The organism is Enterobacter cloacae complex sp. P24RS, assembly GCF_014982165.1.
Classification (GTDB): domain Bacteria; phylum Pseudomonadota; class Gammaproteobacteria; order Enterobacterales; family Enterobacteriaceae; genus Enterobacter; species Enterobacter quasihormaechei.
The window spans coordinates 50,841-65,352 of sequence record NZ_JADCKU010000006.1 but is presented as its reverse complement, the minus strand read 5'-3'; the positions used below and the strand labels follow the sequence as shown (position 1 = coordinate 65,352).

General features: G+C 59.3%; 17 protein-coding genes. 2 read left to right on the top strand and 15 right to left on the bottom strand.

Annotated elements, in window-relative coordinates; genetic code table 11:
• Positions 1 to 129: 129 nt before the first annotated feature.
• On the top strand, positions 130 to 1,035 hold the full coding sequence (locus INF58_RS08145) for an EamA family transporter (RefSeq protein WP_193527479.1): 906 nt from the start codon (positions 130 to 132) through the stop codon (positions 1,033 to 1,035).
• Between the two features lies 1 nt (position 1,036).
• On the opposite strand, the gene INF58_RS08140 is transcribed toward INF58_RS08145, so the two are convergent.
• The 5 genes from INF58_RS08140 to INF58_RS08120 all read right to left on the bottom strand — a co-directional run bounded on the left by INF58_RS08140 (position 1,037) and on the right by INF58_RS08120 (position 3,940).
• Positions 1,037 to 1,303 (bottom strand): Txe/YoeB family addiction module toxin, encoded by a 267-nt coding sequence (locus INF58_RS08140; RefSeq protein WP_193527478.1) that lies wholly within the window; start codon positions 1,301 to 1,303, stop codon positions 1,037 to 1,039.
• The gene (locus INF58_RS08135) at positions 1,278 to 1,550 is read right to left on the bottom strand and encodes a type II toxin-antitoxin system Phd/YefM family antitoxin (RefSeq protein WP_080329782.1); all 273 of its coding nucleotides are present in this window, start codon (positions 1,548 to 1,550) and stop codon (positions 1,278 to 1,280) included. Before INF58_RS08135 ends, INF58_RS08140 begins: the two co-directional genes overlap by 26 nt.
• A 56-nt stretch (positions 1,551 to 1,606) precedes the next feature.
• Entirely contained in the window at positions 1,607 to 2,797 is a 1,191-nt protein-coding gene (gene nepI / locus INF58_RS08130) for a purine ribonucleoside efflux pump NepI (protein ID WP_107534342.1), read from the bottom strand.
• Between the two features lie 65 nt (positions 2,798 to 2,862).
• On the bottom strand, positions 2,863 to 3,390 hold the full coding sequence (locus INF58_RS08125; protein ID WP_193527477.1) for an SRPBCC domain-containing protein: 528 nt from the start codon (positions 3,388 to 3,390) through the stop codon (positions 2,863 to 2,865).
• A gap of 97 nt (positions 3,391 to 3,487) precedes the next feature.
• Complete coding sequence (locus INF58_RS08120) at positions 3,488 to 3,940, bottom strand: DUF1198 domain-containing protein (RefSeq protein WP_063452074.1); 453 nt, start codon at positions 3,938 to 3,940, stop codon at positions 3,488 to 3,490.
• 99 nt (positions 3,941 to 4,039) lie between these two features.
• On the opposite strand from INF58_RS08120, the gene INF58_RS08115 reads away from it, so the two are divergent.
• Positions 4,040 to 4,942, top strand: a complete 903-nt coding sequence (locus tag INF58_RS08115) for a LysR family transcriptional regulator (protein WP_193527476.1) — start codon at positions 4,040 to 4,042, stop codon at positions 4,940 to 4,942.
• On the opposite strand, the gene INF58_RS08110 is transcribed toward INF58_RS08115, so the two are convergent.
• The 10 genes from INF58_RS08110 to INF58_RS08065 all read right to left on the bottom strand — a co-directional run bounded on the left by INF58_RS08110 (position 4,930) and on the right by INF58_RS08065 (position 14,153).
• Positions 4,930 to 5,934, bottom strand: coding sequence for an alpha/beta fold hydrolase (locus INF58_RS08110; RefSeq protein WP_193527475.1), 1,005 nt, complete (start codon positions 5,932 to 5,934; stop codon positions 4,930 to 4,932). The two genes, INF58_RS08115 and INF58_RS08110, sit on opposite strands and share 13 nt — an antisense overlap.
• Positions 5,935 to 6,097: 163 nt before the next feature.
• Positions 6,098 to 7,489 carry a hexose-6-phosphate:phosphate antiporter gene (uhpT, locus tag INF58_RS08105; protein ID WP_107534337.1) on the bottom strand — a complete coding sequence of 464 codons (1,392 nt, stop codon included), beginning with the start codon at positions 7,487 to 7,489 and terminating at the stop codon, positions 6,098 to 6,100.
• 132 nt (positions 7,490 to 7,621) lie between these two features.
• Positions 7,622 to 8,932, bottom strand: coding sequence for an MFS transporter (locus INF58_RS08100; RefSeq protein WP_112792466.1), 1,311 nt, complete (start codon positions 8,930 to 8,932; stop codon positions 7,622 to 7,624).
• Positions 8,925 to 10,430, bottom strand: coding sequence for a signal transduction histidine-protein kinase/phosphatase UhpB (gene uhpB / locus INF58_RS08095; protein WP_193527474.1), 1,506 nt, complete (start codon positions 10,428 to 10,430; stop codon positions 8,925 to 8,927). Before uhpB ends, INF58_RS08100 begins: the two co-directional genes overlap by 8 nt.
• Positions 10,427 to 11,020, bottom strand: coding sequence for a transcriptional regulator UhpA (gene uhpA / locus INF58_RS08090; RefSeq protein WP_193527473.1), 594 nt, complete (start codon positions 11,018 to 11,020; stop codon positions 10,427 to 10,429). The genes uhpB and uhpA overlap by 4 nt, the downstream gene beginning before the upstream one ends.
• 71 nt (positions 11,021 to 11,091) lie before the next feature.
• On the bottom strand, positions 11,092 to 11,379 hold the full coding sequence (gene ilvN / locus INF58_RS08085; RefSeq protein WP_010426528.1) for an acetolactate synthase small subunit: 288 nt from the start codon (positions 11,377 to 11,379) through the stop codon (positions 11,092 to 11,094).
• Between the two features lie 3 nt (positions 11,380 to 11,382).
• On the bottom strand, positions 11,383 to 13,071 hold the full coding sequence (gene ilvB, locus INF58_RS08080; RefSeq protein ID WP_193527472.1) for an acetolactate synthase large subunit: 1,689 nt from the start codon (positions 13,069 to 13,071) through the stop codon (positions 11,383 to 11,385).
• 106 nt (positions 13,072 to 13,177) lie between these two features.
• Positions 13,178 to 13,276 carry an ilvB operon leader peptide IvbL gene (gene ivbL, locus INF58_RS08075; RefSeq protein WP_057979964.1) on the bottom strand — a complete coding sequence of 33 codons (99 nt, stop codon included), beginning with the start codon at positions 13,274 to 13,276 and terminating at the stop codon, positions 13,178 to 13,180.
• Between the two features lie 146 nt (positions 13,277 to 13,422).
• A complete protein-coding gene (locus INF58_RS08070) occupies positions 13,423 to 13,839 on the bottom strand; it encodes a type II toxin-antitoxin system HigA family antitoxin (protein WP_063452214.1) in 417 nt (138 codons plus the stop codon).
• Positions 13,839 to 14,153 (bottom strand): type II toxin-antitoxin system HigB family toxin, encoded by a 315-nt coding sequence (locus tag INF58_RS08065; RefSeq protein WP_193033066.1) that lies wholly within the window; start codon positions 14,151 to 14,153, stop codon positions 13,839 to 13,841. Before INF58_RS08065 ends, INF58_RS08070 begins: the two co-directional genes overlap by 1 nt.
• Positions 14,154 to 14,512 lie beyond the last annotated feature (359 nt).

Below are 14,512 nucleotides of genomic sequence, written 5' to 3'. Positions count from 1 at the left end.
TGCCGTTTGTTTCGCCCGGCGGCGCTGCGCTTGCACGGGCCTACAAGGTTTTGTAGGCCGGATAAGCGTAGCGCCATCCGGCAAGATCCCATGTTATGCTACAAAAAAACCAACATAACAGGGGAGAACATGGGTTCCACACGCAAAGGGATGCTGAACGTCCTGATTGCCGCCGTTTTATGGGGCAGTTCCGGCGTTTGTGCGCAGTACATCATGGAGAAAAGCCACATTTCTTCGCCTTACCTGACCATGGTTCGCCTGCTGTTTACCGGCGTGATCCTGCTGACGCTCTCCTTCGTTCACGGCGACAAAATTTTCTCGGTCATCAAAAACCACAAGGACGCCCTCAGCCTGCTGTTTTTCTCGCTGGTCGGCGCGCTTACCGTGCAGCTTACCTTCCTGCTGACGATTGAAAAATCCAACGCTGCTACGGCGACCGTGCTCCAGTTCCTGTCGCCGACCATTATCGTGGCGTGGTTCGCCCTGGCGCGGAAAACGCGTCCCGGCGTGTTTGTCCTGTCCGCGATTTTCACGTCGCTTGTGGGCACCTTCCTGCTGGTGACCCACGGCGACCCGACCTCGCTCTCCATTTCCCCTGCCGCGCTGTTCTTCGGCATCGCCTCGGCGTTTGCCGCCGCGTTTTACACCACCTATCCGTCGACGCTGATCGCCCGCTACGGCACGCTGCCCATTGTCGGCTGGAGTATGTTGATTGCGGGACTGATGCTGACGCCGTTCTACGCCGGACGCGGAACAACCTTCGCCATCGACGGCGGCCTGCTACTGGCGTTTTTCTACCTGGTGGTGATCGGCACGGCGCTGACGTTCAGCCTGTATCTGAAGGGCGCGCAGATGATCGGCGGGCCGAAGGCGAGCATTCTGAGCTGCGCCGAGCCGCTGAGCAGCGCGCTGCTGTCGGTGGTGTTGCTGGGCGTGGCGTTCACCCTGCCGGACTGGCTGGGGACGCTGTTGATTGTGTCGTCGGTGGTGCTGATTTCGATGGATTCGAGAAGACGGGTGAAGGCATCGGCGTGATCTACGAAGAATAATGATAGCGGCACATTAAAATAGTGAGAGCACTATCCGACACCCCGTAAACCAGACGGTCAGTATCATTGATTCGGCGGGACCAGTATCCGGAAAGGTTACCTTTAAGCGGTTCCGGCTTACCCAGGCCATCGAAGGGTTGACGCTTCGCATCTTCAATCAATTTATTGATTCTGCGAAGCGTTTTCTTATCCTGCTCCTGCCACCACAGGCAATCATCCCAACCGTTATCAGTCCAAATCAGTAGCCTGGTCATCTATCAAATCCCTCTGCGTGGTTTTTCCGGTGTTGACCTGTGCGATTGACTCCATCAGTCGACTGGCGTTGGCAGGCGAACTCATCAGATGGATGGTTTCCATCATCGAGTTGTAGTGCTGTAAAGACATCACCACCGCATCCCCCCCGTTTCGGCGGCTGATGATGGTGGTCTCCACGTTGTCATTCACGTCGTCCAACACATCTTTGAGTCGGCTTCGTGCTTCGGTAAACGTCACAACCTGCATATCTCCTCCTGTACAAGTTACGGTACAAGTATATCGATGGGGTGACTATTAATCAATCAGCGCGCCTTCACCTTTCCCGCCACCAGCAGCGCGGTCAGCAGCATCAGCGTGCCGGAAATCACCAGCGGTGACGTCAGCCCCAGATGGTCGAGCGCCACGCCGCCCACCGCCGCGCCGCAGGTGTTCGCCAGCTGGATCACTGCCACCTGAATCGACCCGGCTTTTTCCGCCTGATCGGCAAGCGAGCGGGTGATCCACGTCGACCAGCCCACCGGCACCAGCGCAAACGCAAAGCCCCAGACGATCGCAATCGCCGACGCAACCCACTTGTCGCTGCCCCACAGCACCAGCACCGCGGCGCTGATCGCCAGCACCAGCGGCGCACCCGCCAGCGCCACCTTCAGGGAGCGCTTCAGGAATTGGGACGACAGCGAGGTGCCGACGAAGCTGGCGATACCAAAGCTCAGCAGCACCAGCGTCAGGCCGTCCACGTCAAAGCCCGCCATGGTCATATAGACCGGGCGAATATAGGTGAAGAAGGCAAACTGCCCGGCAAAGGCCATGAAGATGGCGGTCATCCCCGCCAGCACGCCCGGACGCTTGAGCAGCGCGAACATGTTCTGTTTGTGGTGTGCCGCTTCGCCCGGCAGGGACGGCAGCGCTTTCCACACCCAGATAATGCACAGCACGCCCATCACCGCCGCCGCGTTGAACACGTTACGCCAGCCGATAATCCCGCCGAGGAAGCTGCCCAGCGGCGCGGCGATCACCAGCGCGATGGAGACCGCGCCGAAGATAACGGACAGCGCTTTTGGCACGGTGCGCGCGGGCACCAGGCGCATGGTCAGCGAGGCCGACATCGCCCAGAAGCCGCCTAGTCCCAGCCCCAGGCAGGCGCGCCCCAGCAGCAGCAGGGTGAAGCTTTCAGCGAAAGAGACCAGCAGGCAGGAGAGCGTCAGCAGCACGCTGAACAGGATGACCACTTTACGACGGTCAATGGTGCCAATCGCCTGGGTGATAAACAGGCTGGCGAACATCGCCACAAAGGCGGTAACGGTAACGGATTGCCCCGCCACGCCTTCGGAAATGCCCAGATCCTGTGCCATCGGCGTCAGCAGGCTGACCGGCAGAAACTCAACGGTGATCAGGCAGGCGACGCAGAACGCCACGGAGAAAACCGCCGACCAGTTGGGGCGTGAAACCTCGCTGGTCTGCGGTCTGGTCGAGGGCTGAATATGTTCTGTCATGGCATCACCTGAAGATAAAAACGTGCGGAAAAGTCGCGCAGTTTATCATCAAAAGTGTGACGGATTTAACGATTTGACAACTTTTCTTGCATCGCCGCATTCGCCAGCCCGACGATCCACTCCTGATGCCCGTTAATCATCGGGTTCGGCACGGTGCGAGCAAGCTCCTGCGCCGGCACGCCTTTCTGCGATTCCTGCGTCAGAATGCGCACGCGGTTTCCCGGAAGATCTTCAAACAGCCAGGCGTGGATCACGTCCAGACGAGAATTCGCATCCCCTTCCACCCAGCCGTGCCAGGCAATGCGCGCGGCTTCACCGTCCGCCGGCGGAACATACTCCGTCACCTGCGCTTCAACCGGGAAGCCGAAGGTGGTGAAGCGAAAGCGGGCGTTAGCGCTCAGCGCCGGGCCGCTGCCGTCGTGAAAACGAATGTCTTCGGCATTGCTGTAGTAGCCCGGCCAGAGGGAGGTGTCGTTGAGCTGCGCCCAGACTACTTTCGCGCTCAGCCCGGCAACAATGATTTCGTTAGATGCAAAGTTATCGGTGGTACCCGGCAGGTAGTCGTTCGGCCAGATAATGGCGGATTGTTTCATGGTTCACCTCATCAGTTAGTTGATGAGATGATGGTGCCCCCGCGAGTGGTATAAATCTAATGACGATGCTTTATACTCTTCATCACGATTCGTGATATCAGTGCAGATAGAATACTCCCTCTTCCGGCAGGAAGAGCTGGTTGTAGCGCAGCTGGAAGGCGTTAAGCTCCTGCGGATCGGGCTCAATTTCGCGCATAAAGCCAAGTGCCAGACGAATTTGCGCATCGGTAATGGGTGCGGCAAGGCGAGCCTTACGCAGCATACGGTGCCAGGTATGCAGATTTTCTTCGCTGCCATCGACGATGCAGACCTGCCAGATCAGTAGCACCTGCGCGGCATTTTGCAGATGCGCCTCGTCAGGGCGTTCAAGGTAGCGGATAAATTCATTGCCCGGCGTTTTACCGAACTGGTCAATCATCGACTCGACCGGCATCGGGGTGATCCCCAGCCGCTCGCTTAAACGTTTGATGGCGCGGCGGGAGTCTGAAGTCAGGACACGAAATCCAACCACAAACACCACGGCAAGCGTTGCCAGCATTATCCAGACCATGCGTTCTCCTTAGACTAGCCGCTCATCATAGCGGGAAACGCAGCGCGTCGACAGCGGGCAGCGCCATAATAGTGAACGGAAAAGAGATGGAAAAACGTCATGAAAGCGGATCTGCGTACGCTGGATCTTAACCTGCTAAAAACGCTGGATGCCCTGCTGGACGAGCGCAGCGTCACCCGCGCGGCGGGGCGTCTTGCCCTGACCCAGCCTGCGGTAAGCGGCATGCTCAACCGCCTGCGGGATTACTTTGACGATCCGCTGTTTATTCGCGCGCCGCACGGGATGGTGCCAACCACGCGCGCCGAAGCGTTAGCCGCTCCGGTGAAGCGCATTCTCGCTGATATCGACATGCTGCTTCAGCCCGTGGCGTTTGACCCTATCACCGCAGCGCTCACCTTCACCCTCGTTGCGACTGACTACGCCCTGCGTGCGGTCGTCGTACCCTTTATCGCCGCCCTTAAGGTGCAGGCTCCCTCTGTCCGCGTGCGCGTCGTGCCCGTGGAACCGGGTCGCCTGGTCAGCCAGCTTGAACAGGGCAGCGTTGACGTGGCGCTGATCACTCCGCACACCACGCCAGATGAGCTTCACAGCCGTGCGCTTTATGATGAACGGTATGTTTGCATGATGCGTGCCGACCATCCGGATGCCGGAAAACCAATCACGTTAGACCGTTTTTGCGCCCTGGAGCATGTACTCGTCTCTTACGAGGGCGATGGTTTTCGTGGCGTAACGGATAGCGCGCTGGAGAAAATTGGCCGCATGCGGCACGTGGGATTATCGGTGAGCAACTTTTTGGTGCTGCCGGACGTGCTGGCCCTCAGCGATATGATTGCCGTCGTGCCGTCACGCATCGCGGAAAACCAGACGGGAATATTCGTCTGCGAGACACCGATTCCCGTACCCGGCTTTACCAAAAGCATGGCCTGGCACGGCAGAACGCACCGTAACCCCGCGCAGGCGTGGCTGCGCGGGCTGTTGCTGGAAACCAGTCAGCGCGCCTGAAGCCCTTTCAGCAGCGCCTCGTGGAAGCGTGCGGGGTCCTGCATCTGCGGCGCGTGGCCCATGTCGTTAAACTCGACCAGCGTCGCGTGCGGAATGCGCTTCGCCGTCTCTTTCCCCAGCACCGCATAGTTGCCGAGCGTCTTGCGGATCTCCGGCGGGGCGAGGTCTTTCCCGATGGCGGTGTTGTCCTTCGTGCCGATCATCAATAATACCGGCATCTTCAGGTCGCTAAATTCGTAGATAACCGGCTGGGTGTAGATCATGTCGTAGAGCAGCGCCGAGTTCCACGCCACGCGCGATTTACCCGGCCCGTTGTTCAGCCCGGCAAGCATGGTGACCCAGCGCTCGTATTCCGGCTTCCACTCCCCGGCGTAGTAGGTGTTTTTCTCGTACTGACGAATGCCGTCGGCGCTGACCTTCAGCTCGCGCTGGTGCCACTGGTCAACCGTGATATGCGGCACGCCGCGCGCTTTCCAGTCTTCCAGGCCTATCGGGTTCACCATCACCAGCTGCTCTACCTGCTGCGGCCACATTAGCGCGTAGCGGGTTGCCAGCATGCCGCCGGTCGAGTGGCCGATAACCGTCGCGCGATCGATGCCAAGCGATGTGAGCAGCGCGTGGGTGTTGTCCGCCAGCTGCTGGAAGGTGTACTGATAATGGTCCGGCTTGGTGGATTTACAGAAGCCGATCTGGTCGGGTGCGATCACGCGATACCCGCTGGCCGACAGCGCACGGATCGTGCCGTCCCAGGTACCGGCGCAGAAATTTTTGCCGTGCATCAGCACCACGGTACGTCCGTTGGGTTTTTCCGGCTTCACGTCCAGGTAAGCCATATCCAGAGGCTGGTTTTGCGAGGTAAAGGTAAAGTGTTTTACCGGCCAGCCGTAGTCGAAACCTTCCAGCTTCTCGCCGTAGGTGGGGGCATCCGCGGCCATTGCGGGGGACGCCAGCGCCATCAGCAGCGCCAGGCAGGACAATCGTCGGGTTAACATGCAAGCTCTCCGTTAGCAAAAGGGGCTAAGGCTGCACGAAAGGCGGCAGCAAAAAACACTGTAGAGCATGGAGAGGAGCGAATGTGTAAAGCGGAGTAAAGGTAGGACGCGCAAATAAAAAAAGCCCGGCATCACACACCGGGCAAAGACGTTACCTGCACACTCAGGCCGCTTTTAATTTCTGCGCGCGGTTCTCGCGGCGAATTTTACGTTCTTCCAGCACCGCGACCATCGCCATCAGGACGATACAGCCAATCGCTGCCGCATCCAGCGCCGCGAAGGTGCCCGCCCAACCGGTGAGGCCGAAAATCGGCGTGCCGTCGGCGATCATCCCCAGACCCAGCTTGGCGAAGCTGTCGCCGATCAGGTAGGCGAAGGTGCCTTTAATCCCATCGGCGGCGCCGATCGCTTTTTTCGGCACGAACCCTACGGCCGCCACGCCAATCAGCAGCTGCGGGCCAAACACCAGGAAGCCGAGCGCAAACAGGGACGCCAGGTAAACGTACTGGTTGCTGGCGTGCTGGTAGACGCCCAGCGTGGCGATAATCAGCGCCAGCGCGACGCAGGCCACCAGCGCGCGGCGGCCGTTGGCGAGATCCGAAAGCCAGCCCCACAGCAGCGTGCCGACCAGCGCGCCCACTTCGAACAGAGTGAAGCCCTGAATCGCCACCTCTTTCGAGAGCTTCAGCTCCTGGAATGCGTATACCGTAGACCACTGGTCGATGCCGATGCGCACCACATAAAGGAAGATGTTCGAGAAGCAGAGCAGCCAGATCACTTTGTTTTTCAGCACGTACTCAACAAAGATCTGCCATTTGGACATCTCGTTCTCTTCGGTCTCTTTGTCCTCTTCGCTGATCTCTTCCCCGAACAGCTCTTCAGCTTTGCCGAGGCCGTAGGATTCCGGGGAGTCGCTGCCGAAGCGCAGGCCGATAAAGCCGACGATCAGGGCGATAATCGACGGGAAGATAAACATGCCGATCACGTGGCCGTCGAACAGGTAGTTCGCGCCAAACAGCGCCACGCCTGCCGCACCCGCCCCGCCGAGGTTGTGGGAGATGTTCCACATGCCGAGGTACGAACCCCGCTTGCGGCGCGGCGTCCATTTGGTGATGGTGGAGTAGCTGCACGACCCGCCGGTGCTCTGGAAGAAACCGCTCAGGGCGTAGAAAGTAATCATCAGGAACAGGCTGACGGAGCCCGCGCCCATGCTGGCGCTGAAGCCGAGCATACAGATGGCGGAGAGGATCAGCATAAACGGCAGGAACTGCTTGGTGTTTTTGCCGTCCGCGTAGTAGGACACCACCGTTTTCCCCACCCCGTAGGTGATGGAGAAGCCCAGGCCAATCATCCCCAGCTGCGTCATGCTCAGCCCGTAGGTCGAGATCATGTCGTTCTGCGCGATGTTAAAGTTTTTGCGGATCAGGTACATGGTCAGGTAGCCGATGAAGACCACCAGATAAGACTGCATGAACGGTTTGAACCACATCTTGCGCCGCACGTCGAGCGGCAGATCCAGGGTCGGCTTGCGCACCTGGTTTAAGAAGGCCAGCATGGTTGGTTTACTCCTGAGCTGATTTTTGCAGCATTGTAAAAATCAGCCGGGAGAGATGCCTGAGACAGCGTCCAGGTGAAACCGGGAAAATTTCTTAGTTTTGCGCCATTCGGCAACAAAAGGTGAGGCGCGTCACGCTTCGCGCGGCGCCTGGGCGTGCAAAAACGGCAGCAGCAGCAGGGCCGAGATGCCCGCCGCGATGGCGATCGCCGCGAAGAACCCGCTCCAGTGCCAGATGTCGATCACCCGCGCCAGCGGCCAGCCGGAGAGCGACGCGCCGAGGTAGGCAAACAGCCCGACAAAGCCCGTCGCCGCGCCTGCCGCCTCTTTGTGCGAGCACTCCGCCGCCGCCATGCCGATCAGCATCTGCGGGCCAAAGACGAAAAAGCCGATGGTGAAGAAGCACGCCGCCTGCATGACGTAGCTGGCGAATGGCATCAGCCACAGCGAGCCCACGGAGAGTAAAATCCCGGCGGCAAAAATCAGGTTCATCGGGCCGCGGTTGCCGTTGAACAGCTTGTCCGATCCCCAGCCCGCTACCAGCGCGCCGATAAACCCACCCAACTCGAACATCGTCACCGCCGAATTAGCGGTGACCAGATCCACACCCAGCGTCTCGGACATGTACAGGTTGCCCCAGTCGTTGATGGCCGCGCGCACCACGTAGACCAGCACGTAGCAGAGGGACAGCAGCCAGATGTACGGATTTTTCAACACGTACTTGGTGAGGATCTCCTGGCGGGACAGCCCGGCGCCCTCCTGCTGCTGGGCGATCTCCATCTCGTCGTGCCGCCAGTCGCCCACCGCAGGCAGGCCGACGGTTTGCGGCCTGTCGCGCAGGCGCCAGCAGAGGAACAGCCCGGCGACAATCGCAAGAGCACCGGCAATCATCATCCCCGTGCGCCAGCCGTAGTGCAGCGCGGCAGCCCCCACCACCATCGGGATCAGCGCCCCGCCGACGTTATGCGCGGTGTTCCATATTGCCCACCAGCCGCCGCGCTCGTTGCGCGAGTACCAGGCGGTGAGCAGGCGGGCGCAGACCGGCGCGCCCCAGCCCTGGAAAAAGGCGTTCAGCGCCCACAGCAGGGCAAAGGCCCATAGCGAGGTGGAAAAGCCGAACAGGATGTTCACCACGCCGGTGGCGATCAGCCCAACGCCCATGAAATAGCGCGCGTTGGAGCGGTCGCTGACGATGCCGGAGAAAAACTTCGACAGGCCGTAGGTGATGTAAAACAGCGTCGCCAGCAGGCCGATATCGGTGCGCGTCATCACGCCGCTGGCGAGGATTTCCGGCGCGGCGGCGTTGAAGCTTTTGCGGGTGAAGTAGAACAGGGCGTAGCCGAGCCAGAGGGTGATCAGGATATGGCGACGCCAGTAGCGGTAGCGGGCGTCGATTTCCGCTTTGTTGCTTAACGGGGCTATGCTGGCGGGCGTTTTAAACATGATGCGTCCTTAACGGCAGGCTGACGCTGACGCGCGTCCCGTGGGTGCAGGAAAGGTTCAGCGTGCCGCCCAGCGCCTTGACGCGCTCGCGCATCCCCGCCAGGCCAAACCCCTGCTGGCCGGAGCCCGGCGGCAGGCCGCAGCCGTCGTCGTCTATCACCAGCATCAGTCGCTCGTCCTGCTGCCAGCCCTGGATCGTCACCGCGCTGGCATTGGCGTGTTTGACGATGTTGTTCAGCCCTTCCTGACAGACGCGGAACAGCGTCACGCGCTGGCCTTCGCTCAGCCCAGGCTCGTTAATACGCCAGTCGAGATGGCTGACAATGCCGCGGCTTTCGAGCTCCATCTCACGCATCAGGGAGCGTATCGCCTGCTCCAGCGACAGGTCATCAAGCTGGCGCGGACGCAGCCGTCCCAGCAAGCGACGAACGGCGTCATAGACGCCCAGCGAAAGCTGTTCGATATGCGCCCCGCCCTGCTTCACGCTCGCGTTATCCGCCGCCAGACGCTGGACGATGCCCGCCTGCGTGCGGATGGCGGTAATGGTCTGCCCGATATCGTCGTGCAGCTCGCGAGCCACTTCCTGACGCACGCTCTCCTCGGTTTCCAGCAGACGCTCCGCCAGACGACGGTTGCGCGCCAGCTCGGCTTGCAGGGACTGGTTCAGCTCGCGAAGACGCTGAATGCCCGCCCCGAGCAGCAGCCCGGTCAGGCTCTGGGCCAGCAGCGAGAGCAGCAGATCCACCGGATGATCGTGCCAGGTCTGGCTGGCGATCAGCGCGATGGCATTCATCAGCGTGGCGATCAAAGCGCCCTGCCAGCCGTAGTGCCAGGCCAGAGCGATAATCGGCAGCGCCAGACAAAACGGCGTGAAACGCGATAATTCAGCGGGCAGACCCAGCTGTAGCCACAGGCTCACGACAAACAGCAGCAGATACCAGATCAGGTGCCGGGCGCGCCAGTTCACCGGCTGGGAGACCAGCGCCGGGCCGAGCGGCTGCCAGACGGTGCTGGTAAGGTAGTGCCAGATCACAAGGCAGGTCGGGGCCAGCGTCAGTCCGCCAGTCAGGGTCAGCAGCAGGGCGTTGAGCACCTCCTTTTCGCCCATCCACGGCAGAGACTGCAACAGCGCGGCGGCAATCAGCGCCGCCCCCTGACGCAGCAGCGTGCGCCAGTCGCGCTGGTGGCGGTAGCGGGAAATCAGGGCAACGGGGAGAAGCGTGAGCAGGCTTCCGGTCATCAATAAGGGAAGATGCGCGAGGGCCACTTCCTGCGCCAGCCAGATCAGCATCACCCACTCCGCGCCCAGCAAAACCGGCCAGTATCCGCGCGGGCACTGGAGCATTAATCCCAGACGCAGGCCAAAGGGAAACAGCAGCACCGCCAGCTCCGGGCGTTCCACCAGGTGCAGGCTGATGCTCCACAGGCAAAACCACGCGGCGGAGAAGATAAAAAAGCTGGCAGCGACGGCGATCAGCCTTGAAAACAGGGAGTTCATTGCCAGCTGTCAAACATGCGGCGCGCCAGCTCAACGTCGTTGCTGACGTTGAGTTTTTCCATCAGGTTGGCGCGATGAACGTGTACGGTTTTGGGCGACAGGCCCAGCTCTACGGCAATCTCTTTTACCGACATGCCCTGGGCAAGCTTCTCCGCCACCTGGCGTTCGCGTCTGGTGAGCGGATCTTGCCGTCCGGCCGCCAGCTTGATGGCGATATCCGGCGTCAGGTAGCAGCCGCCGGTAGAGACAGTGCGCACGGCGGTAATCAACTCGTCCGGGCTACAGCGTTTGGAGAGGAAGCCGCGCGCGCCCGCGTTGAGCGCCTGCTCGACCAGCGCCGGGCTGTCGTGGACCGAAAGCATGATCGTCGCCATCCCTTTCGGCAGCTGGCTCAACAGCTCCAGCCCGGAGAGATCCGGCATCGAGATGTCGCAGATACAGACCTGCACCCCGCGCCCCGGCAGGCCCGCCAGCGCCTCGCGCCCGGAGCCAAACTCGGCCACAACCTGAAAATCCGGTTCGAGGTTGAGGAGCTGGGCAAAGCCGGAGCGGACGATAAGGTGGTCGTCGATGAGAGCGATGGTGGTCATGTGTGTTCCTGCGGTCTGAAATGCCGGATGACGCTGCGCTTATCCGGCAAAAGCCTCTTACCTTAAGTGATTTACTCGAAAAACACCGCAATTTTGTTAAACATGGTGGGATCGGACTGGTTGCGCGCCACTTTGGTGACATCTTCCAGCTTGTCGATCTGCGCCATCATCTGCTCCAGACGCTGGTCGTCGTTCACCAGTAGCCAGATGCGGCTGTGCTCGCTGCCCTGAATCGGCAGACACAAAATGCCTTCTACGTTAAACGCCCGGCGGGCAAACAGCCCGCAGACGTGCGTCATAACGCCAGGGTGGTTGCGGACGGTGAGTTCCAGAATGACGTTATCGTGTTGTTTCTGCATGGCTTATTCCCCCACCATCTCAGTATTGGCCGCACCCGGCGGCACCATCGGATACACTTTTTGCTGCGCGTCGATACGCACGTGGATCAGCGCCGGGCCCGGACGAGCAATCGCCTCCTGCAACGCCGCGTGGGCATCGTCTTCGGCGTTCAGATCGCAGGTGTGCAGGCCAAAACCGGCGGCAATTTGCATGAAGTTGATCGTCCCCGGATAGGTCGCGGCAAACACGCCCTGCTTGTAGAACAGGCTCTGCTGCTGGTGCACCAGGCCCAGCGCCTCGTTGTTCATCAGGATGATTTTGACGTCCAGCTGGTTTTCGGCCGCGGTCGCCATTTCCTGAATGTTCATCATCAGGCTGCCGTCGCCGGAGAAGCAGATAACCTTGCGGTCCGGGTTGGCGAGCGCCGCGCCTACTGCCGCCGGCAGGCCGAAGCCCATGGTGCCGAGGCCGCCGGAGGTCAGCCACTGGCGCGGGCGGTTCAGCGGATAGGCCTGCGCGGTCCACATCTGGTGCTGGCCGACGTCGGTGGTGATGATCGCGCTGTCGTCCACGCAAGCGGCCACGGCGTTGATCAGCCCGTAGTGGCTCAGCGGGTCGTCCTCGGTTGGGATGGCGCCCGGGAACTCGCGTTGCAGATCGGCCACCAGCTGGCGCCAGTCGGCGCGGTCAGCTGCGTCCGTCTGCGGGATCAGCTGCGCCAGCACGTCGGCCACGTCGCCCTGAATCGCCACGTGCGGCTGCTTGATTTTACCCAGCTCGGCGCGGTCGATATCCACATGAATAATTTTGGCGTTCGGGCAGAACTCCTCGGTTTTGCCAATCGCCCGGTCATCAAAACGTGCACCCATAACAATCAGCAAATCCGCCTCTTGCAGGATGTAGTTGGTGCTGCGCGCGCCGTGCATGCCCAGCATGCCTAAAGACAACGGATGCGCTTTGGGCAGCATGCCCAGCGCCATCAGGGTCATGGTGGTCGGCAGGTTGGCTTTTTCCGCGAACGCACGGATTTCATCCGCGGCGTTAATCGCCCCGCCGCCCAGATAGAGCACCGGGCGTTTCGCCGCGTTAATCATGGCGGCGGCGTCGCGCACGCTCTCAGCGCTGAATTCCGGTGCGGGGGCACGCTCGCCCGGCGCAGGCAGCACGTCGATCTCGATCTCTGCGGTCTGTACGTCCTTAGGAATGTCTATCCACACCGGACCCGGGCGGCCAGACTGCGCAATGCGGAACGCATCGCTGATCACCTGAGGCAGCTCGCTGATATCGCGAACTAAATAGTTATGTTTGGTGATGGGGATAGAGATGCCGTAGGTGTCCACTTCCTGGAACGCATCGGTGCCGATCATCGAGGACGGGACCTGGCCGGTAATGCAGATGAGCGGAATGGAGTCGAGACGCGCGTCGGCGATGGCGGTCACCAGATTAGTGGCGCCCGGCCCGCTACAGGCCATACACACCGCAGGTTTGCCCTGAGTGCGCGCCATGCCCTGAGCGATAAATCCGGCTCCCTGCTCGTGACGCGCCAGTACGTGGCGGATCTGTGTACTTTGGCTTAACGCATCATACAGCGGCAGCACGGTTCCACCCGGGATACCCGCAACCGTGGTGATGCCCTGTCGTTCCAGTAAATGAACAATCAGCTGCGCGCCTGTAAAACGCGTCTTTGTGGATGTTGTGCCCGAACTTGCCATGCTCCAGTCCTTTTCTTCTGAGCCAGCCTTCCGGGGAGGGTCCTAAACGAAAAACCCCGCCCGGTTTGCGCCGGCGGGGTTTTGGATTCGTGTGTTGATCCAGTCCCTACGGCGCATTGCCGACGACCACCACCACACGCACGACGACCACTGCGGCTGGTTGCGCAGTTTTTAGTAGGGTCGAAGTGAAGATGGATGAAGTCATTGGGGACCTGTGTTTAGAATCATTGATTGAATTTATACAAACACAGGTTTTCGGGCGTGACAATGGAAATATTTTCATCTGCGCAAAAATGCGTCAGGGATCACGTTTCGTTTGTTGGGTGATGAAACCATAAAAAGGCTTTTATCTCACTCAATAAACAGCGCAGGCGAAACGCCAAAGCGGGCCGCCAGTTTTTTTATATGGTTCAGTGTGAGCTGACGCTGCCCATTGAGTACCCTTGAAACCATTGATTTACTACCTATTTCGTCCTGAAAATCCGAAATAGTGAGTTTGTGCTGATCCATAAGCGTTCTTAACACCGCAATCCCCACGGGAACAGATTCCATCTCCTGGCGTAGCGCGACAATTTCAGGCCGGTTTGCTTCGTAGCGGCTGATTCTCGCACATACAATATCCAGTAAAGGGCTGCCAGGTTCATGCATGAGCAGATACTCAACCAGCTCAAGTGCGTCCTGGTAATCCTTCTCGTTAGGATGTTCACCCAGCAGAGGAACAGCCGCAACAAGGTCATGCGTAGCTTTTAGTGCATCAGCAACGATCATCATTTCTTCCCCTTAGTGCGATGTTTCTCCGTAAAACGGTCATATTCCTTATGAGTAAAAACATGGCGCACATAAAACTTTTGGCTTTCAAAGAAAATGAGAGCCACTACTCTGAGATTGTTATTTGCAATATCAATAACATAATGCTTATCGAGATACTTGAAGTTATCCAGCGTTGGAAACAGTTTTCTTAGCGCAGCAGGCGTCGGGCAATGGCTTTTTTCGATAACTCTTCCCAAAAAGAGAAGTTCATCCCTGTATTGTGGAAACTGGCTTACCGCCTCACAAACTGCCTTCATTGAGATTAAATGCATACTGCATGCCTGCCGCGTCCGTTGCCATAATGGCAACAATAACATGCATTGCCAATATGTCAACGCCCGTCAATTTTTTGTCTAACCTCAGAAAACAAAAAACCCCGCCTAAGCGAGGTTTTTTTCAGGGTTTTGCGGTTGGTCGCCGCAGAACACACTGTGTTACGTCAACGCGAAAAGTATACGCGATCGAAGACGAACGCGCAATTCCGGCACGGATTTTGACGTTTTTGAGTATGGATCGCCTTCCAAATTTTGTCCATAAAATACTGTTCATGCATACAGTATTTATCTATACTGAGGGTGTTCGCAGTGAGCGAGGGGGCCGCAGTTTACCGGCGCAACGAAGTCCTGGCTGA

Bases quoted from the DNA above. Each gene is read 5' to 3' on its own strand.
- ivbL (WP_057979964.1), bottom strand. From the start codon at position 13,276: ATGACTTCATCCATCTTCACTTCGACCCTACTAAAAACTGCGCAACCA.
- INF58_RS08070 (WP_063452214.1), bottom strand. From the start codon at position 13,839: ATGATCGTTGCTGATGCACTAAAAGCTACGCATGACCTTGTTGCGGCT.
- INF58_RS08100 (WP_112792466.1), bottom strand. From the start codon at position 8,932: ATGTTTAAAACGCCCGCCAGCATAGCCCCGTTAAGCAACAAAGCGGAA.
- ilvB (WP_193527472.1), bottom strand. From the start codon at position 13,071: ATGGCAAGTTCGGGCACAACATCCACAAAGACGCGTTTTACAGGCGCG.
- INF58_RS08135 (WP_080329782.1), bottom strand. From the start codon at position 1,550: ATGCAGGTTGTGACGTTTACCGAAGCACGAAGCCGACTCAAAGATGTG.
- INF58_RS08125 (WP_193527477.1), bottom strand. From the start codon at position 3,390: ATGAAACAATCCGCCATTATCTGGCCGAACGACTACCTGCCGGGTACC.
- INF58_RS08065 (WP_193033066.1), bottom strand. From the start codon at position 14,153: ATGCATTTAATCTCAATGAAGGCAGTTTGTGAGGCGGTAAGCCAGTTT.
- ilvN (WP_010426528.1), bottom strand. From the start codon at position 11,379: ATGCAGAAACAACACGATAACGTCATTCTGGAACTCACCGTCCGCAAC.
- uhpA (WP_193527473.1), bottom strand. From the start codon at position 11,020: ATGACCACCATCGCTCTCATCGACGACCACCTTATCGTCCGCTCCGGC.
- INF58_RS08115 (WP_193527476.1), top strand. From the start codon at position 4,040: ATGAAAGCGGATCTGCGTACGCTGGATCTTAACCTGCTAAAAACGCTG.
- INF58_RS08110 (WP_193527475.1), bottom strand. From the start codon at position 5,934: ATGTTAACCCGACGATTGTCCTGCCTGGCGCTGCTGATGGCGCTGGCG.
- uhpT (WP_107534337.1), bottom strand. From the start codon at position 7,489: ATGCTGGCCTTCTTAAACCAGGTGCGCAAGCCGACCCTGGATCTGCCG.
- nepI (WP_107534342.1), bottom strand. From the start codon at position 2,797: ATGACAGAACATATTCAGCCCTCGACCAGACCGCAGACCAGCGAGGTT.
- uhpB (WP_193527474.1), bottom strand. From the start codon at position 10,430: ATGAACTCCCTGTTTTCAAGGCTGATCGCCGTCGCTGCCAGCTTTTTT.
- INF58_RS08140 (WP_193527478.1), bottom strand. From the start codon at position 1,303: ATGACCAGGCTACTGATTTGGACTGATAACGGTTGGGATGATTGCCTG.
- INF58_RS08120 (WP_063452074.1), bottom strand. From the start codon at position 3,940: ATGGTCTGGATAATGCTGGCAACGCTTGCCGTGGTGTTTGTGGTTGGA.
- INF58_RS08145 (WP_193527479.1), top strand. From the start codon at position 130: ATGGGTTCCACACGCAAAGGGATGCTGAACGTCCTGATTGCCGCCGTT.